The organism is Microcoleus sp. Pol1C5, assembly GCF_036701115.1.
In the GTDB taxonomy this organism is placed as follows: domain Bacteria; phylum Cyanobacteriota; class Cyanobacteriia; order Cyanobacteriales; family Microcoleaceae; genus Microcoleus.
The window spans coordinates 13152-37995 of sequence record NZ_JAUBQE010000007.1 but is presented as its reverse complement, the minus strand read 5'-3'; the positions used below and the strand labels follow the sequence as shown (position 1 = coordinate 37995).

Genomic DNA, 24844 nt, shown 5'->3' with positions numbered 1-24844 from the left:
CGCTTGTAGTTGCGGCAGTAAGGGTTAAACGGTATAAACAGAAGAATATGGTTTAAGGTAATATTTGACTATATTTTTCTGAACTATGCCTGAATTTGAAACCGGATTGCCCAGCGTTCGCTTAATACAAAGCTACATCAAAGACAAACAACAGGTGGAGATCAAACTCCTGACCGGCGACTTAGTAGCTGGCAGAATTTTTTGGCAGGATAATAGCTGCATTTGCCTCCTCGATGCCTCAGAAACACAAATTCTGATCTCGCGACCAGCAATTGCTTATCTCAAACCCAACGGCTGAGAGTGGGGGAGTGGGGGAGTGGGGGAGTGGGAGAGTGGGAGAGGGGAGATGGGAAAAATCTTCCCTCTTCCCTCGAACCTCTTCCAACTTCGGTCTTCCTGACCTCCGTTACATCCGTTACAGAATCCGTTGCCGAACTTCCCTAATCACTAAACAGCTTTTCGATGACTTGGGCCTTGACCAAAGGCACCTTTAAAGCAGGTTGCGGCACCGGTGGTGAGGCCGTCCGCTGCATCAAGCCGAGCTCGTAGAAGCCGCCGCACAGCAGCAAACGATCGCCTTCTTGCAAATTCGTAGTTCCGTCGGGCCAGCGAGTAAATTTCCCTTCCCGGCGGATCGCCCGTACCTGTACCCCGTACTGAGTCAGCAATTCTACCTCTGACAGTTTTTTGCCGGCCCAAGGGCTCTTTGCTGGCAACCTCAGCCACTGGCAAGAACTGTCGCCCTGCGGTACTGCAACTTCCCCCTTCGCCAGCAACTCAAAACTGATGAGTTCTTCCGGTTCTCCTACTACAAAAAGTCGATCGCCCGAGTGCAAAGCTGTCTTGCCGTTAGGATAATCAATTTCCTCGCCATTCTCGCGGACGATCGCCATCACGCTGACCCCTGTCAACTGGCGCAGGTTAGTTTCTTCCAGAGTCATGCTGGCAATGGGAGAACCCGACGGCAAGCTGTACCACTCGCTGTTCATATCTCGAACCGCCACTTTCAAATCCCGCGAAATCGCCAAAGGTTCGCGCGGTGGCCGCAATTCCAGATAGCGGCTGCTGCGAATTTGCTGCACTTCCCGCCCGATCGCCATTGCCGAGATCCCAATACTAGCCAACAAGTGGGCAGACAGTTCTAAACTCGCCTCAAACTCCGGCTGCACGACTTCCCAGGCCCCCAGTTGGTAAAGCAGTTCGATGTCTTTATCTTGGTTGGCCCGCACCACAATATCCAAATCCGGGACTAATTCTAAAGCCCGCTTCAGACACAAGCGAGTGCTCATGGGATCGGGAAGGGCGATCGCCATTGCTTTTGCCCGTTCCACCCGGGCGGCTTCCAATACGTGCAAGCTGGCAGCATTCCCGTAAATGTAAGGAATTCCTTGGACTCTACACTCTTGAATTCTACTTTCTGACTCGTCGATCACCACAACTGAACAGTTGCGACTTTGCAGCATTTTGACTAAAATTCTGCCGACTCGCCCGTAGCCGCAAACCACAACATAATTTTGTTCCGGCAAAGTTTCAGCTATTTCCACAGGCTGGGATGTTTCGTCAAAATAGCGCTGCAAAGGTCCGAAATTTTCCGCCCATTTCAATAACTGCGGCACGCTTCTCAACACAAACGGAGTTAGCACGAGGGTAACGGCTGTCGTCCCTAAAATTAACAGGTAAACGTTCCGCGAAACCAGCCCCATAACTTGGCCCGAACTAGCGAGAACAAAGGAGAATTCTCCTATTTGAGCTAAGCCCAAACCTGCGATTAATGCTGTTTTTAGCGGATAGCCAAATAGCCGGACGATCGGCGCAATGATCAAGAATTTGCCGACAAATACTAGAAATACCAGTCCCAGAATTAATTCTAGATGGTTCCACAGAAACATCGGATCGATTAACATTCCGATGGTGACAAAAAATAAGGATGCAAAAATATCTCGCAAAGGCTCGACATAAGTTAGAGTTTGGTCGGCATATTCCACCTCCGAAATCATTAAACCCGCCACAAATGCGCCCATCTCGATCGAAAAACCCAAATATTCTGTCAGCAGCGCAATCCCTAAAGCCAAAACCACAACTCCCAGCAAAAACAGTTCTCGACTTTCTGTTTTCGCGAGGTATCGCAGCAACTGCGGTACCATCCAAATGCCGGCGACTACAGCACCGATCGCAAATAACCCGATCCGCACTAGGGCCCACGCTACCGTCATGCCGATCTCTTCTGCTGGCTGATTGAGTGCCGGCAAAACTGCTAGCATTAGCCCCAAGGCTAAATCTTGAACTACTAATATTCCCAGCATGACTTGACCGTGGGAAGTACCGGATTCATTGCGCTCCATCAAGCATTTCAGTACGACTGCTGTCGAGGAAAGCGACAGAATCGCTCCTAAAAACACGCCTTGAGCGGGCGATTCTACCCAGCCTACAGCCAAGGAAATTGCAGTAGTAATGGCGATCGTCAGCACAATTTGCAAGCCGCCCCCGCCCAAACTAATGGCTTTTACTTTCTGGAGTTCGGCGAAGGAAAATTCCACTCCCAAGGCAAACAACAGAAAGGCAACCCCAAATTCAGCCAGGGTGTCTACCTGAATTAATTCTTTAATCAGCCCCAAACCTGCCGGCCCAACTACGATCCCTCCCAGGAGATACCCGAGAATTACCGGCTGTCGCAATAGCGATGCAAAGAGTCCTCCTGCTGCGGCAGCAGCGAGAACTAGAACTAAGTCAACGATCAGTCGGAAGTCTTCTTGCACAACTTTATGAAAAAAGTATAAAGTTATATTATAGTGTCTAATGTGTTGACTCTGTTTAGTGCGTAGACTATAGTTGGGGAGCCAGGGCAACTGCCGCTCTTGAACAAGGTATTTTCTGATGACACAGAGTTCAACTCCTCACAAAAAGCTTAACCTCTTGCAAGTTTATCGAGGCATAGCCGCTGTATTAGTGGTAATGTTTCACCTCAACCTGATGAGCGTGGAGAGATTAAATCAAGTTACTTTTTTTAATTTATTTCAGGCTGGGTCGAGCGGGGTAGATTACTTTTTTGTATTAAGCGGTTTTATCATGGTGTACGTTCACCGATCGGCGATCGGTAAAAAAGACCAGTTAAAATCGTTTTTAGTTAAGCGCGGCGTGCGAATTTACCCCATCTACTGGATAATTACTCTAACAGTTTTGTGTTTCTTTCTAGTAATTCCCGGTTTTGCTAACAATAAAGATATAAGCTTGGGAAAGGTAATTGTGTCGCTACTCTTGATTCCTCAAAACGACAAGCCGATTCTGGATGTAGGTTGGACTTTAATTTACGAAATATATTTTTATGTATTGTTCAGCATAGCTATTTGGCTGAAACCTAAACATTCTGTGCCTTTTTTTTCGGCTTGGTTATTGGTAACCCTTTTACATTTTGGTAAGATTATAACTTTCCCCAAATCTTTTTGGGTGATGAAGACAGTATTTGGGAATATGAATCTCGAATTTGTTTTGGGCTGTTTGGCTGCGTATATTGTGATTAAATATAACAATAAGATCGGTAAGTACAGGTGGATATTGTTTGGGATAGCAAATTTAGGATATGTTATTTTACTAATGCTCGTCGCATGGAGAAACATAGAGTTTGAGCGCGTCACTACTTTTGCAGTGCTAGCAGCTCTGTTAATCATTGCTGCCACCTCGATAGACCTCAAGGATTCCCCGAAGATTCCTTATATTTTAATTTTTTTGGGAGATGCCTCATACTCGATATTCTTGACCCACGGACCTCTGATTTCAGCAAGTACAAAAATTCTCCAAAAGGCGAAATTAGAAAAATATTTTGACGGTTTCTTTGCTCCGGCTATACTGGCAGTGTTCGCCGTAGTTTTCGGGTGCATATTCTACTCTTTGATAGAAAAACCCTTGACAGTTCTTCTGCGGAAAAATATTGTTGAAAAAATGTTTCCTCCCAACGCAGAGATCCGAATTTAAAAAATCCGAAGGTTTGCCGCTTTGGGAAGTTAAGAATCACGATACTGTCTGCTGTGAAATTAATCTCCTTCTAACGGGTTATTGTTACTTTCGGACTCCCAAGCCTAAACTGTGATTTTATTCCTCAAAAACGCACTCAGTCGAGATATGTGAGCTGTATACTGACAAGCCCTCGGAGATTCCAGATTATGGGGATTATGGACAGCCATCTCTATGCACTCGCGATCGAGTCAATTGCCATTGAACCTCTGATTGTGTCTAGCCAGGGGAGTCAAAGTGACGAGGATTAGGTGAAAGCTGCAGTAGCACCTGTAAAGACTTCACTAGAGGCGATCGAGTCCCTAACTTTAGGACACCCGTATTTGCTAGGTCACGAACTGAGCATTGCCGATTTCTACCTAATTCCGGTCTTCACCTACCTATCGCAGACCCCAGAGTACGAAGCAACGATCGCGCAAACTTCAAAGCTTCGGACTTGGTGGAATGAAGTCAGTCAACTTCCCAGTGTGAAGAAAGTCTGTACTTGACATCTGTGCATTTATATAACTCACGGGTTTACAACTATGTCGCATTTATTTGAGCCATTGGATCAACGTGGCGTTACCTTCCGAAATCGCATTGCAGTTTCTCCCATGTGCCAATATTCAAGCGTTGATGGATTCGCGAATGATTGGCATCTGGTTCATCTCGTCAGTCGAGCCGTAGGAGGGGCAGGCCTGGTGATGACTGAAGCAGCGGCTGTCGAGCCTGAAGGACGAATTACGCCGCAAGATTTGGGAATGTGGCAAGATCCTCACATTGAAATGTGGGCGCGAATCGTCGAGTTAATTCACCGCAACGGTGCGGTTGCGGGAATTCAACTTGCTCATGCAGGTCGAAAAGCCAGTACAGCACCTCCGTGGGATGGTGGCGAGGTGCTTTCGGAATCTCAAGGAGGATGGACTTCGATCGCCCCTAGCGCCATTCCATTTGAACCCGATAGCCCCGCCCCGATCGCTCTGAGTATGGAAGACATTCAAAAGTTGACGGTATCCTTTGTCAAGGCAGCTCAACGCGCCCTCGAAGCCGGATTTGACCTAATAGAGATTCATGCGGCTCACGGCTACCTACTGCATGAATTTATGTCTCCCTTGAGCAATCAACGGACAGATGATTATGGTGGCACTTTTGAGAATCGCATCCGGTTTTTATGTGAAGTCGTAGAAGCGGTGCGAAATGTTTTGCCGGATCGAACACCGCTTTGGGTTCGCATCTCTGCAACCGATTGGGTTCCAAATGGTTGGGACATTGAACAAAGTATTGTACTCAGCTATAAATTAAAGTCACTGGGCGTTGATTTAATCGATTGTTCATCAGGCGCAATTGTACCGGGTGAAAAGATTCCGACGGGTGCAGGTTATCAAACTATTTTTGCCGATCGCATTCGACGCTCCGCGAACATCGCCACCGGAGCAGTTGGTATGATTACTGCACCCGCGCAGGCCGACCACATCATCCGTACAGGTCAAGCAGATATGATATTACTTGCCAGAGAAATGCTGCGCGATCCTTATTGGCCGATGCGGGCTGCGAAGCAACTACGTCAATCAGTGCCTGCTCCAATTCAATACGCTCGCGCTTGGTAATTAAGCGAATTTGCGATCGCCCGGGCGATTGCCTGTGCCATCGAGCAGCCCGGTGATGTGGATGTCAACGAAACGATCATCCGTCCGACTCGTCAGCAGTTGTAAAGTGGGGCGCATGAAAGTCGAGCGACTCAACTGAATTTAACCCAATGGCTCAACGGGAGACCGAATGGCTGGTGAAATGCACTACATTCGAGGTTGCACAGGTAAGCCGTTGCTGCTGATTAATAGTTGGGCGGGAAGCTGGCGATCGGGGCATCCCATCCTCAACGAGCTCGCTGCTAAACGCGATCGGCTTGCTTACGGAGAAATCAGCAAAGTTTGTCGGTGGGTTCGATCGCACATCGCCTCGCGATCGGTTGGCACTTACAATCTGTTTGTCGGAGGGCGTGGTGGTGTCGATCGCACCTTCCCCCGTCAAACCCAACAATCTAATCAATCTCGCAACCATAATATCGGATAATTGTAAAGCAATTAACCAAGCTAACAGCATGAGTATTGACCAATTAAACACAGACTACGGCATTGCCGGCCACCTCACCTTCGCCACGGGAAACGGTGGTTTCCCGATGATTCACATCGACAACGGTCAAGCCAAAGCCTTAATTTCTGTGTATTCCGGTCAAGTGCTGTCCTTTCAACCCGCCGCCGAAACCACAGACTTGATGTTCGTCAGCGAAAAAGCCTACTACGCCGAAGGCAAAGCCATCAAAGGCGGTATACCCATCTGTTGGCCCTGGTTTGGCCCAGATCCCGAAGCCTTGGGGCGTCCGAGTCATGGGTTTGTGCGGAATCGCCTCTGGAATGTGCTAGAAACCGCCACAACCCCAGACGGCGCCACCAAAGTCACTCTAGGACTCAAGGATACCGATGAAACTAGAGCAATTTGGCCCCAAGCCTTTGAACTGGCGATCGTGATTACGATCGGCATCAACCTCACGGTAGAATTAATCACCCGCAATCTAGGCGACAAAGCATTTCCCCTCACGCAAGCTTTGCACACCTATTTCCAAATCGGCGATATCAACCGCGTGCAGGTTTTAGGCTTAGAAAATAGCCAGTATCTTGATAAAGCGGATGGTGGTGTCGAAAAAACTCAAGTGGGTGCAGTGGTAGTAACAGGTGAAGTCGATCGCATTTATCTCGATGTCACCAATGAATTAGTCATTGACGATAGCGCCCTCAATCGTCGGATTCGCATTAAATCATCGGGTAGTAAATCCGTCGTAGTGTGGAATCCCTGGGTGACAATTTCTGCAAATATGGCCGACCTTGATGATGCAGATTATCAGCGTTTACTCTGCGTAGAAACGACCAATGCAGCTACAGATATTGTGGAAGTTCCCCCTCATGGTGAGTTCCGCTTGCAGGCAATTTACAGCGTTGAACGCGACTAAGGAATTAGAGCTTAATTTTAGCGGTGATGGAGCCAAAATTCCCAGTAAGCTGTTCAACATTGCAATTGGATATTTTGGGCCTTGCTCAAATCCCACCCACAAGACTGGGATTGTTTCTTTAAATACAACTTAAATGCCGATTAGCTGATTGAATTGAAAAACTCTGTCACCCTAATGACTAATAATACCAAATCCAACATTTCTCCCCGGTTTATTTCTTAGTCCGCGAAAGAGGCTCGGCGAATCTGACTCGAACTGTCTAGCCACAGACGAAAGTTTGTACGATCGGTTTCAACCGCCGACTCCGATATTTTTACTTACCATCAATTATTATGCAAATCTTCAACTGGACAAAACTTCAAAATGGATCAGACATTCGCGGTATCGCCCTCGAAGGCGTTCCCAATGAACAAGTCAACCTAACGCCCGAAATTGCGACAATCTTAGGTAAATCCTTTGTCAGTTGGGTGGTGCAAAAAGTCAAGAAACCAGCGGCCGAATTAACGATCGCGATCGGGCGTGACAGTCGCCTATCAGGGCCAACCTTAATGCAAGCAGTCATGGAGGGAATCGCCTCAATGGGTGCAACCGTGTACGACTTTGAAATGGCCTCAACCCCCGCCATGTTTATGAGTACCATTACCCCTGGTTTTGATTGCGACGGCGCGATTATGCTCACTGCTAGCCATTTGCCATTTAATCGAAACGGCTTAAAGTTTTTCACTGCCAAAGGTGGATTACAAAAGCAGGATATTACAGATATCTTAATACTAGCCCAAAGCAATTACTTTGAGCCAGCCTCATCGCCCGGTAAGATTACAAAGCATGATTTTATCTCAGTTTATGCTAACCAATTTGTCACAAAAATTCGGGAAGCAGTCAATCATCCCGATAACTTTGAGCAGCCGCTGAAAGGATTAAAAATTGTTGTGGATGCAGGGAATGGTGCTGGCGGTTTTTATGTTGATAAAGTCTTAAAACCTTTAGGTGCAGACACCACGGGAAGTCAGTTTTTAGAACCCGATGGTACTTTCCCCAATCATGTGCCAAATCCCGAAGATAAACAAGCAATGCAGTCAATTTGTCAAGCGGTAATTGAACATCAAGCTGATTTTGGGATTATTTTTGATACCGATGTCGATCGCAGTGCGGCTGTCGATCAAGTTGGCAAGGAACTCAATCGCAATCGCTTAATTGCGTTGATTTCTGCGATCGTATTAAAAGAACACCCAGGCTCTACCATTGTTACCGATTCTATCACCTCCGATGGCTTGACACAATTCATCGAACAGGATCTAAAAGGGATTCACCATCGCTTTAAACGTGGCTATAAAAATGTGATTGACGAGTCGATACGCCTCAATGAAGCCGGACAGGAATCATGGCTGGCGATTGAAACCTCTGGACATGGAGCTTTGAAAGAAAATTACTTTTTGGATGATGGCGCTTATTTGGTCAGCAAATTATTGATTGAATTGGCTAAGTCAAAACTAGCAAACCAATCTTTGCCAGATTTAATTGCGAATTTAAAAGAGCCCGAAGAAAGTGTAGAATTTCGGATTAAACTTGGTGTAGATGATTTCAAGGCTCACGGATCTCGCGTTATTGAGCAACTGCAAGAATTTGTCTCAACGCAAGCCGACTGGAAAATAGTTCCCAACAACTACGAAGGTCTGCGAATTTCCTGCACGTCAGCTAGCGAATCCGGCTGGTTTCTGTTACGATTATCACTCCACGATCCGGTGATGCCTTTGAATGTTGAGTCTAATGTTAAGGGTGGTGTTGCTCACATAATCGCTCGGCTTTTAGCTTTTTTCCAAACCACCGAATTCCTTGATTTTTCGGCACTATCGATCTAAGTTTTACTGGTGTCAGACTATTACTAAACCCAACCCAAGGAGGAATTTAATCATGTGGCTTTTAATCATAAAATGTTCTGCAGAAAGCTGGGAGATCCATTCCAAAGCTTTCAAAGCCATCGCGACAAAATATCCTGCCACACCTTCCTCTTCCAAAAAGATGAAAGGCGATGGTCAACGCATCATGGAATATCAGCTTGAGAATGTCAATGATGTAGAGGAATTTATGGAAGAATGCTTAACCTTAGATGGTTTCACCGCTACCTTTGAATCTCTATAATTCTAGGCGATCAGATTATCGCAAGTCTCAATTTTTATCTCATACCATTTTAGAGGTGAGATTTTAAAATTGGGAATCAATACTATTTTGCCAAAAACAGGCTACAATAACTAGAGAGTTTGAGGAAGGTTCTCGGAAAGTAAACGGCAAAGAAAGAATTGATTTAACTGCTCTTGAGTTAAAAATAATTTTGTTGTAGCGCCGTGAACTATAACTAATACCAATTGTTAAAAACAATGTAATAGTACCTAGGACTGATAAAATATAATCATCCGGTTATAGATGAAGAGTGTTTCTGTTGAAACTTGGGTTCTCCTATATTTGTAATGGAAACTGTAGTGTGAGCGTCTGCCTCAAGCGGGCTTTCCTCCCCGCACTATGGGAATTTTTATTATTCTTATCACCTCAAGTTAAGTATTTATTTAAGTTAGTCTCTCATCTCCAAATCTTTGACCAAGCTTTTTACATAAGGCTTTTTCTCTCGACTTATTGCGGATTGCTATAGTTAGTCTAGATAGTTAAAAATATATCAGCGAGACAAAGATTAAGGACACCTAGTGATGATAATGACTGTGATTCGAGGCAACGGCGGGCTAAGTGCCGAAATAGTTACGGGTCGGATTTGGCGGTGGCGGCAGTTGAAAGCAAACAAGCTAACCGCCACTTCGATCTGGGGAATTGTTGCTGGCATTCTAAGTTTTACCCTGCCGGTGCAAGCTTTGCAGGTAGTTGTGACGCCGACAAATCCCGAACTGGGAGATACGCTGTCAGTAATGATTCAGGTTGACGGTAACGGCGGGGAAACTCCCAAAGTTTCTCTACAACAAAAAAACTACCCCGCGTTTCCCATCGGCAACGGCCGCTTTCGGGCCTTGCTGCCGACGACGCCGGTAGAGAAACCCGGTGCCCGCCAAATCCAAGTCACAGGTGATGGACAAGTGCAGAAGTTGAGCGTACAAGTGCGCGATCGAAATTTTCCCACTCAATCTATCTGGCTACCCCCTGGGAAAGACGAGGAAGGTACAGATGCCGAATTCGATCGCGTAGACGCATTTAAAGCACTGGTGACACCCGAAAAATTTTGGGACGGCAAATTGTTGCGCCCCAACTCCGGCGAAATTACTACTATTTACGGGGTGCGACGTTATTATAATGGGGTATTTGCTCAAGACTACTACCACCGGGGCGTTGATTACGCGGGTGCTTACGGTTCCCCTGTAGTCGCACCCGCAGCAGGTCGGGTGTCTCTAGTGGGACGCGAATCTCAAGGCTTCAAAATCCACGGGAACGTCGTTGGTATCGACCACGGTCAGGGGGTAGCAAGTATTTTGATGCACCTCAGCCGGATTGATGTTAAGGAAGGCGATGTCGTGAAAGCTGGTCAAGTAATCGGTGCTCTGGGGTCAACGGGGGCTTCCACAGGTCCTCACCTGCATTGGGGACTTTACGTGCACGGGCAGTCCGTCGATCCTGTACCTTGGCGGCTTCAGGGAGTTGAGTAGGAGTTTTTACAGGTTTTGACGGATTTATCAGTCAATTATGGGGTAAGTTTGTGGCTGGGGTGTGCAGATAACTGTTATGGGTTATCTGTAATTGAGTTAGGATTTGTATAAAATTTCTCAACTTAACCCTCACAACTCAAATCTCAAGACGCTAACCATCGCGTCTTCACAAAACTTTATTAATGATGCCGTTGAGCGGGGACGCATATATGAGTATTGAAAAAATTGTTGAACAGGCTTTGCAGGATGGTTATTTAACGCCGTCTATGGAAGCTGAGGTGGGACGGATCTGCAATACGGCTTCGGAATTGTCGATCGAAGAGTACATGGCTCTCGATCGTCTGATGGGATCTTTGTTGACTGGCGAAGTTGTGGTTCTGCCACGAAAACAGTTCATCAACGTTATGGAAGAGTTGGTACTCAGCGATGCGATCGCTAGGGTGGCTGAAATTGAGGCGACGAGCGACCTAAGTCTGGATGTGGGAGATATTGCAGCTTATGCTTTAAATAGGCTGCCACCTCTGTACGCTACGACGGAAGAGGGAGCTCACTTTCAAAGGGCTAGGGCTAAAGAGCAACTTCACGATTTGATTTCCAAAGAAGTCAACGCAGCGATCGCCCGCAACTTGGACAGGCCCGACACCCCAAACCCCACAGCTTTGGGCAAGTCTTCGGGAAACGAAGTTCTTTCACAGCTAAGCACTTGGCTGCAAGCTAACGCCACTAATTTTGAGCCACAGCCTTAGTACCACCCCAACAGCTCTATTTCAGTTAAGTCGATCCCGCTCAATTCAGAAAGCGGGATTTTTAGTTTCTGAGTCAGCAAGATTCATCTGAAGACCGAAGCCAGAAGGCACAAGACCGAAGCCAGAATTCAAGAAAACAAATTAAATTTTAAGAGTTTTCTTTATTTCTTACATCAAATAAAAAATTCCCTCTTCCTTCTTCCTTCTTCCTTCTTCCTCCTTCCTTCAAACGATTAATTGTTGTTGTCAGAAGAGTCTGCCGAGGGGCCAGCGGTAACTTTTGTTTCTCGCTTTTCGCGTTTTTTCCGTTCCGCTTGGATGACATCTTGAAGCACTATTCGCGCTTGAGCCATTTTTTCTAAATTACTGCGGTACAAATCTAAATCTTTGCTAACTTTGTCTTCTGGCAGGTGCAAGGCCGCACTGACTTTAGCGATCGCATCGTTTCGCGTTTCTTGGTCTTTTACTAAGTTAGGGTCAGCTTTTTCTAACAGCGAGAACAAACCGATCGCGAACAAGCGGCTGTACTTAAATTGAGGGTTGCTGGCTATCGCCCCTAAAGACGCTTGCAAATCCGCTGTATCTTCAAAGCTGGTCGAGCGATCGAGCCACGAGAGCAACTCTTGCCCGGAAAGTCTATCCGCCAAGCTTTCCAATCGCTGAGCGTCTTGCTTGTAGCGCTCTGGATCGTCTTCTAGGGACTTGCACAAAGCGTTAAAAATCGAAACTCTGTCTGCTTCTGGGGCGTACCCAAGCATGAATCGATCGAAAGCTGTCACTACACCCAAAGCATAAATCGGGTCGTATTGAAAATCGGCATTCGCCGAAAGCAAGTGCATTTCTACCATCAACTCTTCCACCACTCGACGGTAAATTGAGTTGATCGGTCGAGTGTGAATCGTATAGAAACTTCGCTTAGTATCTGAAACAGTACGGTTATTGTTCACCTGAGTCTTATAGATAAATAATTTTGCCGTAGCGGGCGTGCCAGCGCGGCGTGAGTAAAGTCGGGGAGTCAATTCTGCGATCGGGCTGACAAAAATTGCCAGTTTTTTAAGCGTTGCCGCCTCCTTGCGAGAAAAAATTTTATCAAAAATATTTTACGCGCGATCGGCAGCAACAATTAATATGTCGCAATAGGAGGGAAAAACCCCAGTATCTTTACAATCATAGCTTAGCTGGGATCGCTCATAAATCTAATCTTCTGACTTGCCCAGCCTAGATATGGCCTTGCTTATCACAATTAATTTTTCTTGTCAACCCCTTATCGTGAAAAATCAAACATGACAATTTCTCCTGAATTAATAGCTTTAGCCCAGTACATGGCGGGCGAATTTGACAACCGGGAACAAGCGCTAGCAGAGCCGACGTGGCACGTCCACCTTCGTTTGTGGCAAAGACCACTACCGGTTCGTTTATTTTCCGAACCCAGCATTGCGCTGTTTGCCGAACAAGCCAACATCCTGGAATTAGATAAGCCATACCGCCCCCGCATCGTGCAACTGAGGCACTCACAGATAGCGCCGGGACTTATCGAAGCTCAGTATTATATGTTCCACGACATTACAGCCGTCAAAGGAGCCGGTTGCAACCCCGACTTGCTTGGAAAGCTAACGAAGGAACAAATCCAACTCCTCCCCGGCTGCACCCTGTCGGTTGCAGTGCAAAATTTAGCCTCAAACAGCTATCGCTTTCGGGCATCTTTGCCGGAGGGCACTCGCTGCGGCTTTGCCTACGGGGGGCAAAATTACCAAGTAGACTTGGGATTTGAAGCCGCAGGCGAGGAATTTCTCAGCTACGACAAAGGAATAAACCCCACGACAGGCAAGGCTATCTGGGGAGCTTTAATGGGCCCTTTTAGATTTGTCAAGCGTCAGGATTTTGCTGCTGAGATATTGGTTTGAAGCAAGAAGCAACAAGAAACAAGGAAGAAAGATTTAGCTATCTAGGATAGAAGGCAAGACTTTACCTTGACCTATTCTTCTACTTTAGTGTTTTGGTGAACCCCTCAACCTCTCAAGAAAGGAAGAAAGCATAAGGAAGCTGGCAAGAATTTACCTGCTTCCTGTTCTTGTGCAGGGTTCCGGCGCATTTTGTGAGCCTCAAGCTTAAATTGCGCTTACACCGCAACCGATGCAAGCGGGAGTGGTCAACTTGCGCGCGGCACCCCCTCTAGAGCTTCTTCTTCCGTTTCAAAGATTTCAAACACAGAATCCATCATGGTGACTTCAAACACCAGTTTGGCTTCGGGATGAACATTGCAAATGCGGAAACTTCCCTTAACTTTATCCGCATCCCGCATACCTGCTACAAGTGAGGTCAGGCCAGAGCTATCGATAAAGTTAACCTGACCAAGATTCACTACAACATGGCGGCTAAGTTTGGAAATACACTCTTGCAACTTGAGGCGGAATTGCCAAGCTGTAGTGATGTCCAACCGTCCTGTCGGTGCTAAGACGATAACTGTTGTACCGTCTTGAAGCGTGTGGGTTTTTTGATCAATATGAATCACTGACCCTTCCCTCAAATTTATTATCTATCGCGGTGGTTACTGTCCCAGTAGTTTAACTCAGGTCGGTGACTGCTGAGGCATCCAATTCGCCCAATCTTGCGGTTTTAAGAACTTCGAGTAGAGTTCGGCTTCGGGAGAGTTGGGTTCTGGCTCGTAAGAGTATTCCCAGCGTACCAAAGGTGGCAGGGACATTAAAATCGATTCGGTGCGTCCGTTGGTCTGCAAGCCAAAGGTCGTGCCTCGATCGTACACCAAGTTAAATTCAACGTAACGGCCGCGGCGGTAAAGTTGGAAATTACGCTCGCGCTCGCCGTATTCTTTCGATCGGTGCTTTTCAATAATAGGGGTGTAAGCCGGCAAAAAGGCCCGGCCGCAATCCTGTACGAAGGCGAACAGCGACTCCCAAGTTCTAGGTTCAGGCACGCCGATGTTGTTGCTGCACTCAGCGGCTTTGCCTTTGACATGATGGTCGCGGTAAAGCGCGCCTTGAGCGCTTTGGTAGTCAAAAAACAGGCCGCCCACGCCGCGGGTTTCTTGGCGGTGCGGGAGGTAGAAATATTCGTCGCACCAAAGTTTAAATGTCGGATAATATCCGGGATGGTGGCGATCGCAAACTGCTTTCAAAGTTTTGTGAAAATGAGCTGCATCCTCAGCCAACGGGTAATAAGGAGTCAAATCCACACCGCCGCCAAACCACCAAATCGGGCCGGCCTCAAAATAGCGGTAATTCAGGTGAACCGTAGGCAAGTAGGGATTGCGGGGGTGCAGCACCATCGAAGTGCCCGTTGCATAGAAATCGTGACCAGCAGCTTCTGGGTGCTTTGCCAGAATCAAAGCCGGCAAACTTTCGCCCCACACTTGGGAAAAATTGACTCCCCCTTGTTCAAACACGTCGCCTTCGCGCATGACGCGAGAACGTCCGCCGCCACCTTCGGACCTTTCCCAAGAGTCCTCCTTAAATTTGCCAAGACCATCGAGCTGTTCGAGGGATTGACAAATTTCGTCTTGTAGGCTTTTCATAAATTGGCTGACTCTAGCTCTAGAGTCAGCGGGCGGCAAAAAGGGGGAAGTGGCTGTTTTAAGTGTTGTAGAAACTGTCATAAAATTTTCTGTTGTCAGATTTGAGTCTTAGATGGGCGATGAATCCCAAATCCAGTCGTCATGTAATTATGCCACCGCAGGTCTGCAAATGATCGCTATGAAGTTACATTAAAAAATAGCAATAAAAATATACTTAAACCTGCGATCGAAAATTCGCTAACCCAATTGCAGAGCTATGGTGGAGAACACAATGCCCAATACACTCGATGTTAGTTCAGTCTTAGAAATCCTGCGACCCGTGCAAGACCCCGAACTGCAAAAGAGTTTGGTGGAATTGAACATGATTCGTAACATAAAAATTGACGGCGGTGTCGTCAGTTTTACTTTAGTGCTGACAACGCCTGCTTGCCCGCTGCGAGAATTTATTGTCGAAGATTGCCAAAAAGCGGTCAAACAGTTGCCAGGAGTCGAAAAAGTGGCGGTGGAGGTGACAGCCGAGACTCCCCAGCAAAAGGGAGTGGTCGATCGCCAAGGCATTGAAGGAGTGAAAAATATTATCGCAATTTCCAGCGGCAAAGGCGGCGTCGGCAAAAGCACAGTGGCGGTAAACGTGGCAGTAGCGCTGGCGCAAACCGGCGCCAAGGTGGGTTTGCTGGATGCGGATATCTATGGGCCCAACGACCCGACAATGTTGGGTTTGGGGGACGCGAAAGTGATGGTTAGGGACGGGAAAAGCGGGGAAAGCCTCGAACCTGCCTTCAACTACGGGGTCAAATTAGTGTCGATGGCGTTTTTAATTGACAAAGACCAACCCGTGATTTGGCGCGGCCCGATGTTGAACGGGATCATCCGGCAGTTCCTCTATCAGGTGAATTGGGGGGATTTAGACTATTTGATTGTCGATATGCCTCCGGGTACTGGAGACGCGCAGTTGACAATGGCGCAAGCGGTGCCGATGGCTGGTGTGGTGATCGTGACGACCCCGCAGACTGTGGCATTGTTGGACTCTCGCAAGGGGTTAAAGATGTTCCAGCAGTTGGGAGTTTCCGTGCTGGGAATTGTGGAAAACATGAGCTATTTTGTGCCGCCGGATATGCCCGATAAGCAATACGATATTTTCGGTTCCGGTGGCGGGGAAAAGACTGCTGCTGAGTTGGGAGTGCCGCTGTTAGGCCGCATTCCGCTGGAAATTCCGTTGCGGGAAGGTGGCGATTCGGGGGTGCCGATAGTGGTCGGGCAACCGGGTTCTGCTTCAGCTAGGGAGTTGCGGGCGATCGCGGGCCGCATTGCCGGTAAAGTTTCCGTAGCAGCCTTAGCCTAACAAACTCTCGTTTCTGGGCTTTGCCTCCCGTCTTCCTGTAAACGAAGATTTGCCTAGTTCTCAGGCTCTGCTTGGGAACTAGAAACGAGAAAAGGTAAGCTATAAAGAGCCAACTTAACATTCACAGAATTATGATTTTTCCAGGTTCGGCAGTTCGAGTTAAAGATAAGGGTGAGATTTACTACGCCTTTCAAGGACAAGTTCAGCGAGTTAGTGATGGAAAGGTCGCGGTACTGTTTGAAGGCGGCAATTGGGACAAGCTGATCACGTTCCGGCTGTCGCAGTTGGAACTTGTCGATGCTACGGCTGGTCGCGTGAAATAGTCAGCAGTCATTAGTCACTGGTAAGGGGTAAGGTGTAATTTGTAATTGGTAAAGTACCCAAGACCAGGCTACTAAATGAAAACCCTTGACTAATGACTAATGACTAATGACTGATAACTAATGACTAATCACTAAAACTATGCGTTTACCTTTACCCCAATTTGCTACAAAAGAGCGCCATCCCGATCGCATTGCTGAGGTAATCGAGACGGCAACGTCGGAGTTTTTGGCTCAATGTTTGGAACCGGAAGACTTAAGTTTTCCCGTGATGCCGCCTTTTGGGAGTTGGGTGAAGGCCGAGGATGAAGAGTCAAAAAATCAAATTTACGGTGTGGTTTATTACGCTACGACTAGCCCGATCGACTCGGTGCACAGAGCTCGCGCTTTGGGTTTGTCGCTGGAAGAGTTGCGGGAAGAACAACCGCAGATTTTTGCTATGCTCAAAACCGAGTTTCGAGTGGCGATTGTTGGGTATGAGGCTGCGCCGGAAAGGTTGAACGGTCACGGCCCATCGAGGGGTAAAATTTATCAGTATTTGCCGCCGCGCCCGCCGCAAATTCACCAGGCGGTTTACCGCTGCGAACCGGATGAGGTGATTGATTTTACCGTGCAGTTGGATTTTTTGAGGACGCTGCTGGGGGTGGCTAATGCGCCGGTGGAGGCGCTGACGGCGGCGGCGATTCGGGAGATTTATCAGTTGCGGATGCGCGATCGATCTTGGTTGGTGGAAGCGGGGAGGAGTTTGAGTGTTTTGTTGAAGGATGATTATGACAGGTTGAGAGTGATTTTGAGTCAGATTCATCCGTAGGGAAAAGCTGGAATAAGATAATCTGGACTTACGCAAAAAGTGGTTTGACACGCTACGGATAGCAGTAAGGTGTGCAATGTGCACCCTAGATAATTAGGTTCTGCGTCAGTCCAGATCAGGTTTTTTGGAGGCAAAATATTTTATGTGGGTAGAGATAACAGGGCTAAATCAAGTTCCCGAATGTGGTGTCTTGAAGGTAAAAGTTGACGAAACTTCAGTGATTTTGAATCGTCAAGGCATGAATGTCACTTGTTACCGTAATGCTTGCACTCATTTAGAATATCCGATCGACATGGGTAAGGTAAGCAGCGGTATCATTACCTGTCCGTTTCATAAATATCAGTACCAATTAGATACGGGTAAGTGTTTGAATGCACCCAGCGATTCTCTGGAATCTTATCCGGTAAAGATTGAGGGCGATCGCGTTTTTGTAGAAATAGATTAGTTATTCGTTATTTGTTAAGTCCGACAGGGGTTTAAACCCCTGTCTCATAGCTAAAGTCGTCTGAAGACGACTGTAGATTAATATTTGATATCAAGTCCGGCTTAAATACCCCCTCACTCTCTTTGTCTGCGGAGGCAGACTTTGTTTGACAAGGAGCTGTTTCAACCGCCGAATCATTGAGGGAGTAGCCAACCCTGATTTACTTTCAACCTACCGTTTTCGCGCGTCGCTGACGGAGGAAAATCACCAAAAGCCCGATCGCACCTACCACCAAAAGCAGCCATTCTTCCGGTTCAGGAACCCCCGAAACATTAAGAGGATTATTCGGCTTAGTTAACTCCTCCTTACCCGATTCTACCTCCCGTTCAAATCGATCGCTCTTAGCTTCCGCTGCTTTTAGCTGCTCCCTTTGCGCGTCATTAACTAACACAATCATCGAAGAATAAGGCGTCACCACTTTGAAATTTTTAGCTACAGCGTGCATCGCATCCAGTTGCGTCAGTTGATTGGAACTTTTCTGCTTGCTAAGTGCAGTTATCAACTGGCGCGCAGCTATCGGTTTAAAGCCTTCATTGCCGGCATTTTTTGACTCTGCGACTGCCGCCGATTTTGCGGTTTTTTTCGACTGCGGGGTTTTGGCATAACTCCAAGCATAGCCGTCAACAACGCTAACTGTAGATTTGCCCGAAGCTGCTGTTGTTGCTACTCGCTGCATCGCCTCTTTCATATCCGTAGCAACTCCGCCGCCGCTATCTTGAATCACCTTTAAAGTTGCGTCGTCGTAGCCGGGGGGCAAACCTCCCAAATGCACTGTCCATAGAGGTGAAGAGATGGAAAGTTTAAGTTTGCGATCGTCTGACAATTCGTAACTGTGGCGATCGCTTACCAAAAATACAGTATCGTAACTTTTATCGCCCTGCAACTGTGCAAACTGTTGCAGCATATCTTTGAGCTGGATTGTACCGTAAAATGTCACCTTTGCCACATCGAAACTGCGTAAATCTTCCACAAACTTAGGTGGCATTCCCGCAGCGCTGGCGACATACAAATCAACAGCATTTTTGCCTGCTGCATTAGTTTTCAACCATTCAAAAGTCTCTTTTACTTCCTTACTTTCCGCCGCCATGCTGCGTGAAGTATCCAGAATAACTGCAAATTTCTTGCCTTGCGGTAGCGAGTAATTTGCATCAGCCAGCGGCTTAGCAGAAATGATATTTCCTCCCGGTAGAATCGCCTGCTGCGCTGTTATAGGTTGCTGTGCGACTGCGGGCAAAAAGGGTGGTAGCCAAGTTTCTCTGGCTTCTTCCCCGCTGTATTTTACCTCTTTTCCGGCGATCTTGCGGCGAGTATTTTGATCCCAAAAAATGTTGCGTTTTTCAGCCAAAACAGGCATCGCCCAACCCTGCGGCTGGCGCATGACTTTGTAAGTCAGCCACAGGTGCATTTCCGTTGGCCCCTCAGTTTGGGTGAATTCTCGTTTAGCCGGGATTGGAAAAGCCCGCAAACGGTATTGTTTGGGGCCAATTTGTTCTAGCAAAGCCGGATCGACTCTTTCTACTACCTGTTGGTTGTAAACTTGCTGTGCGGCACCGCGAGGCGATACCGTAAATACAAAACGTTTGTTTAAATCTCCAGTATCTCCTAGCCAAACTCCTGTAACTGCGGCGCTTTCGGGCAGGGAAAAGTAATAAAATACTTCTTGTAAGTTCGGCGTTTGATTTTTGTAAACTTCGTAGAGTTGAACGTCAGCCCAATCGCCATTTTCTTTGACTGTTACTTCTTGCGACTGCAACCATACTTTTTCATCGCTGACATTCAGCAAACCGGCTTTTGCTTCTTCGCGATTTGATGTTGACTGCACCGCGTGTTTTACTGCTTCTGTGTCGCCTTTTTGCAGTTCCGTATCGAAGAATTCGCCGTAGAGTTTTTCGGCTTTTTCCACATCAGCACTAGAGCCTTGATACAAAAACGGCGACATTAAAAAATTATAGCTGTTCTGCACCGTTTGAGCTGCTCCGTCAGGCAAATTCAAACTATTTTTATACATCTCATAAATGTGGTTGTTTTCTCCCACAGTGCTGAGGTAGCGGTAAGGAGACAAATAAGCGTTAACTAACCCCGATCGAATCGCATCAGATTTGGCTAATAAAGTTTGGCGAACCGTGTCATTTGCGGGGGGAGTTGCCAACATTTTCAGTGCTGCAACTTGTGGCTGCTGCTGCAAAGCGGAGAAAATAGCCAGCCAAGCTGCTATTACTCCTAAACTTCCGATTATCGCTTTATTTTTCCCGTATTGTGCAGCAAAACTCTGCCATATTTTCCGCCCGGAATGAATGTATAGAAAGCCGTACAGCGAAGGCATGACCACGAACAAGCTACAGGTTAAACCAAACAATATAAACGATAGCGGTATCCAAATTAAACCCCAGATCCACTCCCCGTATCTAAAGATATCCCACAATGCTGATATCCATGTAAATTTGAAAAATTCAATGACTACAGTGAAGAATCCATAAAGTGTATACAATGCCACAGGTACAGCGTAATACATCAGCAATGTTGCCGCCCAAAGGCCAACTACTAGCATTAAACTGTGGCATCCTAATTGCAACCACGCAGTTCGCTTTTCTCCGATTAGCCAGAAAAAACGAGGCTGTTTATTATGGAAATTCTGGGAATCTGAGAGATTTTGAACATTTTCTTTTTTACCCAGATATCCGTACAGCATTTCCACTAAAAATGCTGCAATGCACAAAGCAATAGTCGCGATGATTTGATAACTAGCTGGGGTGAGTTCTCGCAGCAGGAACAAGCGGAGCAAACACAGCAAAAATAGCGGTGCTTCTACGCCGTAAAACCAGCGCATTAGCTGTAGGGGTTGCTTGCTAAAACGCCTAGCTCCTATTACTGTACATACAGTGGGTACTGCGATCGTAGCTGCCATCGTCAAAGAAAACTCTAGCGGGATAATGCCATCGATTGTCGCTTTAATTAATGGCACTCCTATAATCGGCAAAATTCCCACGTAAACAATCGATAAAAAAGTTAAATTCCACACCCAAAAGATTGTTTGAAAAAGTCTATTAAATACCTGTTTAATTTTCATTTATTTCTCCTGTTAAGCTTTGGCTAACGGTATCGTATACATTGCTAGCAAACTTTTTTACTTCATAATTTTCTGATTGTAGCGAACTGTTAAATAAAATGGAAACTAGCACCCAAGTATGGTTTTTGTGAGTGAGATCGCTGCCGATACGCGACAAGAAGTTATCGGTAGTTTGCTGTGCAGATTGCAGCCAGTATGTAGCGGATAGTTGGTTGTCTTTGAGAGACAGCCAGCGCGCCGTTACAGCAGGAGTTAGCTGTTTTATCTCTATTCGATTGACGGGAATGCCACTGGCTACAAAACACAGTTCCGGTGCGTGATAAGTCTGCCAAGATGTGCTGGCTACTGTGAGCATGGAACCGCGCAAGTTGCCTGACACAAATCTCTTTTTCTCTGTTTGGGTGCCGGGGTAATTGCCAAAGAATTTTTGTTCGCTGGGATTCAGCGGGATTGATTCGGACACAATTGATTCGGGAAATTTTAGGGGGGCGATCGCTAATTTTTCACTTTCTACATGATACAATTGAGAAATTGCACCCAAAACCGCCACCGCCACAATTAGTCCCGGTTTGGCCAAAGGCTGATTTTTTAGTATTTCTAAATCCCGTTGCGAGTTAAAATCAATTTCTTTTGTTTCTTGAAATTTCGGAACTTTTTGCAGCATTAACCAACTTAAAAAGCAAGCGCCGATTAAACCCACAATTCCTAGCGGTACGTGCAGCATTGCTGCATAATTTGGCTGTTGGAAAACTTGGGCAACCAGCACTAGCACGGCAACCCGCAAAGCGTTAGCAGACACCAACATTAAAAAGTTAGCAGCGCATACCGCCAGCCATTTTAAACTTAATTTGCGGATTTCTAACCAGGTAGCAGTTAGCAAAAATAGCGTTCCCACTAAGAGGGTTTTAATGCCGCTACAAGGCACGTCAACGTGAGCGATGCCGTTTTCCAAAACGATAATATCGTAAGAAGAAATAGCCCCAATGTGCAGCAGAGAGAGCAACTGTTCTACTACCTGAGCAGTCAGCACTCGCGCCGGCAAACCTAAGCCACTATTCAACTGACTGTTAAATGGTAAAATACAAGCCAGTAAGCCCGCAACTGGTAAGTTTTTTCGCCAAAAGTTCGGCTCCACCAATAAGCCGCACAGCCCATAAGTTCCGAGGATAAATAGCAGGACAGTAATTTGTTTGATATCAATTATGCACTGAAGGGCGATCGAGCAAATACCCGCACCCAACATCAACAGCAGCGGATATCGCCTCAAAACGAAATTGGGTGAAAATCCCGGCGGGCGATCCTCTTCGAGGGCTGCGCTAACGGAGTTCCCGCTCGATCGCACTACTAATGCTACAATCAAAAAACCAATTACTATCTTGTACAGTGTGGGTATCTCAACAAACGAGGATAACAGCCACTTAACTGCCGAGATATTGGCCCAAAACCAAGCAAGCGCCAGTAAAAAAGGAGCCAGCCAAACCCAATTAACCGCAGGATGAGGAGTAACAGAATCTGGAATTGCAGAATCAGTGATATTGGTGCGCTGCATTATACCGCTTGACATTCACGTTGGTGACATCTTAGCTCAGCCAAATTGGTAATGTCTAGACCGATTATTTAAGTTTTGTCAAGCTTCGATTTTCTCTACAGAGAAGCTAGCGTTATAATAATTAATTTTAGCGGAGGTAAAAATGAGCGAAAAAAGCCCAGGATACAAAATTGTTAGCGATAACCGACAAGCGCGCCACCTCTATGAAATTATAGAGACATACCAAGTGGGCATAGAGTTGAAGGGAACCGAAGTCAAATCAATTAGGGAAGGAAAAGCCAATTTGCGGGACGGATATGGTTTAGTTCGGAACGGGGAACTGTGGCTCATCAACGTTCACATTTCGCCTTGGAGAAGCGCTAGCAACTATTTTAATCACGAACCCCGCCGCACCCGTAAATTGCTGATGCACAAGCAGGAAATTCGCAAATTAATCGGCAAAGTCGAAGAAAAAGGTTTGACTTTAGTCCCGTTAAAAATGTATTTGAAAGGTGGCTGGGTAAAACTGGATATCGGTTTGGGTAAAGGGAAAAAACTGTACGACAAGCGCGAAGATTTGAAGAAACGCGAAGACAAGCGAGATATGGAAAGAGCGATGAAGCAATTTTAGTCATCCGTCATTAGACATCTCCGAAAAAGAAACTGAAACCTTTGCTACTCAAAGGGTGAAATTTAATTTCGGAAGATGTTTATTAGTCAGGAGTAATTAGTAATTAGTGATTAGTGATTGTCCCTAGGGATGGATTATTTTAGCTCGCGTTTGGTTAATTACTTATCATAATATTTCTCAATATATCCCCTTTAGGATTTTGAGGACTTTCATCGTCACTACAAACTTAATTAGAGTTATTTCACCGGAGTCCATCCCATCGGCTCTCCTGGGGTTGTCCTGGAAACGGTACTGTGAGCGCCTCCCTCACCCAGGCTTTCGGACTCCTACCACAAGAAGTTTTATTTTTATAATCGCCTAAAACTCAGGCGAGCCATCTTATCTCCTAATACAGTCGCATATGGACGATCCTCGCCTCGCAAGTAAGTATTATTACTTATCGATCGCCAACAGTCGTGCCTTCTTCAGGGTTCCGGCTTCCCGGTTCTTTTTTTTTGAAAATATCCGGATGGCTTGTGGAGCCCCATGAATGATTAACCTATGCTCGAATACATCTGGGTAATGGGGCATTACCCAAGCATTTGGCTGTGGACTGACAAACTCTTATGAGAAATCGGCTCAAACCTGAGTCATTTCGTAAGATTATGACGCCATTAGGGTGGCAATTAAATCTGGCAAACAAAATATCGCCCAACTCTCAAGTTAAAAAATGCTAAAAATCACACCATTAGCTAACCTTTTCAATGCCATGAAAGAGCCAGCAAAAAAGCATCATAACTCCAAGTGGGGAGCCTTCTTGCTGATGCTAGCAGTAGGCTTTGGCGGCTGGAAAATTGCTTTGCCGGAACTGGCATCTTTTTTTAATAATATTGCGTTTGAAAATTACAAAGCCAATCGATTGGCGGATACTCAAAAAGCATATGAGTTAGCCCTCTGGGTAGATCCAAAAAGCCGAACAGCTCTTTACAATTTAGGATGGCTTTGCGAAGAGGTGCAAGATTTACAGTGCGCCAGGGGAAAATATCTGCAAGCTGCAAAACTCGGTCTACCTGCTGCTTACAGCAATCTGGCTAGATTATATATAGTTGATCAAAAAAACTATCCGGCTGCGGTTCATTTCTTGTGGCTAGGTTTGAAATTAGCTGAGGACGATCGAGTAAAATATTCTTTACTCAAAAACTTGGGATGGGCTCGCCTGGAACAGGGTCGATATTCAGAGGCATTGCAACATCTGGATGCAGCGATTAAACTTGATAGTGAAATACCAGCAAGCTACTGCTTAAAAGCGCAAGTCCTAGAAAAGATGAAAAATACGAAGGAAGCGCTACCGCAGTGGAAAATTTGTCTAAAGTATGCGGATTCTCAAGAATTCGATGAGGATATATGGATAGGGATGGCACGTCAACGATTAAACGAGGAAAAAACAAATAAATGAAACGCACAGTTTTGTTTTCATCAACCATACTGGCAATTATAACGGTACTGGAGCTAAGTCAAGCCTCAACAGCACTGCCAACTCCTTCGACTGTTAAAATTACCGTTAATGAATCAGTCGAAACGCCGTTCGACTCTAATCAAGCCAGGAGGAGGGGGTGCAGAGATAGAGATGGTGGAAAATATCCGTGTCCCAGATTCATCATGCCTTCGGAGAGCGAAGAATAAGAGTTATTTTCAATAAATTTTGTAGAGTGTACCATCACCACTTTACAGCAACAGGTATGTAGTATGTATTAGTAGTATGCAGGGTGCGC

24 protein-coding genes are annotated in these 24844 nt (G+C 46.3%); 18 read left to right on the top strand and 6 right to left on the bottom strand.

The window, feature by feature from the left end:
- Positions 1-85 precede the first annotated feature (85 nt).
- A complete protein-coding gene (locus QUA23_RS05790; protein WP_333074274.1) occupies positions 86-298 on the top strand; it encodes an Hfq-related RNA-binding protein in 213 nt (70 codons plus the stop codon).
- 142 nt (positions 299-440) lie between these two features.
- Here QUA23_RS05790 and QUA23_RS05785 read toward each other — a convergent pair whose 3' ends face one another.
- The gene (locus tag QUA23_RS05785) at positions 441-2756 is read right to left on the bottom strand and encodes a cation:proton antiporter domain-containing protein (protein ID WP_333074272.1); all 2316 of its coding nucleotides are present in this window, start codon (positions 2754-2756) and stop codon (positions 441-443) included.
- Between the two features lie 118 nt (positions 2757-2874).
- Between QUA23_RS05785 and QUA23_RS05780 the strand changes: the two genes are divergently transcribed.
- From QUA23_RS05780 to QUA23_RS05740, 9 genes are all read left to right on the top strand, one after another.
- Complete coding sequence (locus QUA23_RS05780) at positions 2875-3969, top strand: acyltransferase (RefSeq protein WP_333074271.1); 1095 nt, start codon at positions 2875-2877, stop codon at positions 3967-3969.
- 290 nt (positions 3970-4259) lie between these two features.
- Positions 4260-4496, top strand: a complete 237-nt coding sequence (locus QUA23_RS05775) for a glutathione S-transferase domain-containing protein (RefSeq protein ID WP_333074269.1) — start codon at positions 4260-4262, stop codon at positions 4494-4496.
- Positions 4497-4532: 36 nt separating this feature from the next.
- Positions 4533-5594: an NADH:flavin oxidoreductase/NADH oxidase gene (locus tag QUA23_RS05770; RefSeq protein ID WP_333074268.1), complete on the top strand. Its 1062-nt coding sequence runs from the start codon at positions 4533-4535 to the stop codon at positions 5592-5594.
- Positions 5595-5763: 169 nt separating this feature from the next.
- Positions 5764-6057 carry a hypothetical protein gene (locus QUA23_RS05765; protein ID WP_333074266.1) on the top strand — a complete coding sequence of 98 codons (294 nt, stop codon included), beginning with the start codon at positions 5764-5766 and terminating at the stop codon, positions 6055-6057.
- Between the two features lie 28 nt (positions 6058-6085).
- Positions 6086-6991, top strand: coding sequence for a D-hexose-6-phosphate mutarotase (locus tag QUA23_RS05760; protein ID WP_333074265.1), 906 nt, complete (start codon positions 6086-6088; stop codon positions 6989-6991).
- A gap of 332 nt (positions 6992-7323) precedes the next feature.
- The gene (locus QUA23_RS05755; protein ID WP_333074263.1) at positions 7324-8850 is read left to right on the top strand and encodes a phosphomannomutase/phosphoglucomutase; all 1527 of its coding nucleotides are present in this window, start codon (positions 7324-7326) and stop codon (positions 8848-8850) included.
- Positions 8851-8902: 52 nt separating this feature from the next.
- Positions 8903-9130, top strand: a complete 228-nt coding sequence (locus QUA23_RS05750; protein WP_333074261.1) for a hypothetical protein — start codon at positions 8903-8905, stop codon at positions 9128-9130.
- A 560-nt stretch (positions 9131-9690) separates the two neighbouring features.
- Positions 9691-10632: a M23 family metallopeptidase gene (locus QUA23_RS05745; RefSeq protein WP_333074462.1), complete on the top strand. Its 942-nt coding sequence runs from the start codon at positions 9691-9693 to the stop codon at positions 10630-10632.
- A gap of 209 nt (positions 10633-10841) precedes the next feature.
- Positions 10842-11378, top strand: a complete 537-nt coding sequence (locus tag QUA23_RS05740; protein WP_006631395.1) for a late competence development ComFB family protein — start codon at positions 10842-10844, stop codon at positions 11376-11378.
- 233 nt (positions 11379-11611) lie between these two features.
- On the opposite strand, the gene psb29 is transcribed toward QUA23_RS05740, so the two are convergent.
- A complete protein-coding gene (psb29, locus tag QUA23_RS05735; RefSeq protein WP_333074259.1) occupies positions 11612-12325 on the bottom strand; it encodes a photosystem II biogenesis protein Psp29 in 714 nt (237 codons plus the stop codon).
- A gap of 336 nt (positions 12326-12661) precedes the next feature.
- Between psb29 and QUA23_RS05730 the strand changes: the two genes are divergently transcribed.
- The gene (locus QUA23_RS05730; RefSeq protein ID WP_333074258.1) at positions 12662-13282 is read left to right on the top strand and encodes a chromophore lyase CpcT/CpeT; all 621 of its coding nucleotides are present in this window, start codon (positions 12662-12664) and stop codon (positions 13280-13282) included.
- A gap of 245 nt (positions 13283-13527) precedes the next feature.
- On the opposite strand, the gene QUA23_RS05725 is transcribed toward QUA23_RS05730, so the two are convergent.
- Complete coding sequence (locus QUA23_RS05725; RefSeq protein ID WP_006631392.1) at positions 13528-13890, bottom strand: STAS domain-containing protein; 363 nt, start codon at positions 13888-13890, stop codon at positions 13528-13530.
- 57 nt (positions 13891-13947) lie between these two features.
- The gene (hemF, locus tag QUA23_RS05720; RefSeq protein ID WP_333061314.1) at positions 13948-14991 is read right to left on the bottom strand and encodes an oxygen-dependent coproporphyrinogen oxidase; all 1044 of its coding nucleotides are present in this window, start codon (positions 14989-14991) and stop codon (positions 13948-13950) included.
- A 190-nt stretch (positions 14992-15181) separates the two neighbouring features.
- Here hemF and QUA23_RS05715 point away from each other — a divergent pair, with 190 nt between their 5' ends.
- The 4 genes from QUA23_RS05715 to QUA23_RS05700 all read left to right on the top strand — a co-directional run bounded on the left by QUA23_RS05715 (position 15182) and on the right by QUA23_RS05700 (position 17828).
- A complete protein-coding gene (locus QUA23_RS05715) occupies positions 15182-16252 on the top strand; it encodes an Mrp/NBP35 family ATP-binding protein (protein WP_006631390.1) in 1071 nt (356 codons plus the stop codon).
- A gap of 131 nt (positions 16253-16383) precedes the next feature.
- On the top strand, positions 16384-16575 hold the full coding sequence (locus tag QUA23_RS05710) for an NAD(P)H dehydrogenase subunit NdhS (protein ID WP_006631389.1): 192 nt from the start codon (positions 16384-16386) through the stop codon (positions 16573-16575).
- Positions 16576-16714: 139 nt separating this feature from the next.
- The gene (locus tag QUA23_RS05705; protein ID WP_333061313.1) at positions 16715-17383 is read left to right on the top strand and encodes an HAS-barrel domain-containing protein; all 669 of its coding nucleotides are present in this window, start codon (positions 16715-16717) and stop codon (positions 17381-17383) included.
- Between the two features lie 142 nt (positions 17384-17525).
- On the top strand, positions 17526-17828 hold the full coding sequence (locus QUA23_RS05700) for a Rieske (2Fe-2S) protein (protein WP_333040003.1): 303 nt from the start codon (positions 17526-17528) through the stop codon (positions 17826-17828).
- A 205-nt stretch (positions 17829-18033) separates the two neighbouring features.
- Here the strand turns inward: QUA23_RS05700 and QUA23_RS05695 are convergent, their stop codons facing one another.
- The gene (locus QUA23_RS05695) at positions 18034-20934 is read right to left on the bottom strand and encodes a TIGR02921 family PEP-CTERM protein (RefSeq protein ID WP_333074256.1); all 2901 of its coding nucleotides are present in this window, start codon (positions 20932-20934) and stop codon (positions 18034-18036) included.
- Entirely contained in the window at positions 20924-22498 is a 1575-nt protein-coding gene (gene xrtO, locus QUA23_RS05690; protein WP_333074254.1) for an exosortase O, read from the bottom strand. The genes QUA23_RS05695 and xrtO overlap by 11 nt, the downstream gene beginning before the upstream one ends.
- 127 nt (positions 22499-22625) lie before the next feature.
- Here xrtO and smpB point away from each other — a divergent pair, with 127 nt between their 5' ends.
- The 3 genes from smpB (at position 22626) to QUA23_RS05675 (ending at position 24755) form a co-directional block, all read left to right on the top strand.
- On the top strand, positions 22626-23093 hold the full coding sequence (smpB, locus tag QUA23_RS05685; protein WP_006631384.1) for an SsrA-binding protein SmpB: 468 nt from the start codon (positions 22626-22628) through the stop codon (positions 23091-23093).
- 709 nt (positions 23094-23802) lie between these two features.
- A complete protein-coding gene (locus tag QUA23_RS05680) occupies positions 23803-24528 on the top strand; it encodes a tetratricopeptide repeat protein (protein ID WP_333074253.1) in 726 nt (241 codons plus the stop codon).
- Positions 24525-24755, top strand: coding sequence for an Osc7112_2153 family protein (locus QUA23_RS05675; protein WP_333074252.1), 231 nt, complete (start codon positions 24525-24527; stop codon positions 24753-24755). Before QUA23_RS05680 ends, QUA23_RS05675 begins: the two co-directional genes overlap by 4 nt.
- The last annotated feature ends 89 nt before the right edge of the window (positions 24756-24844 follow it).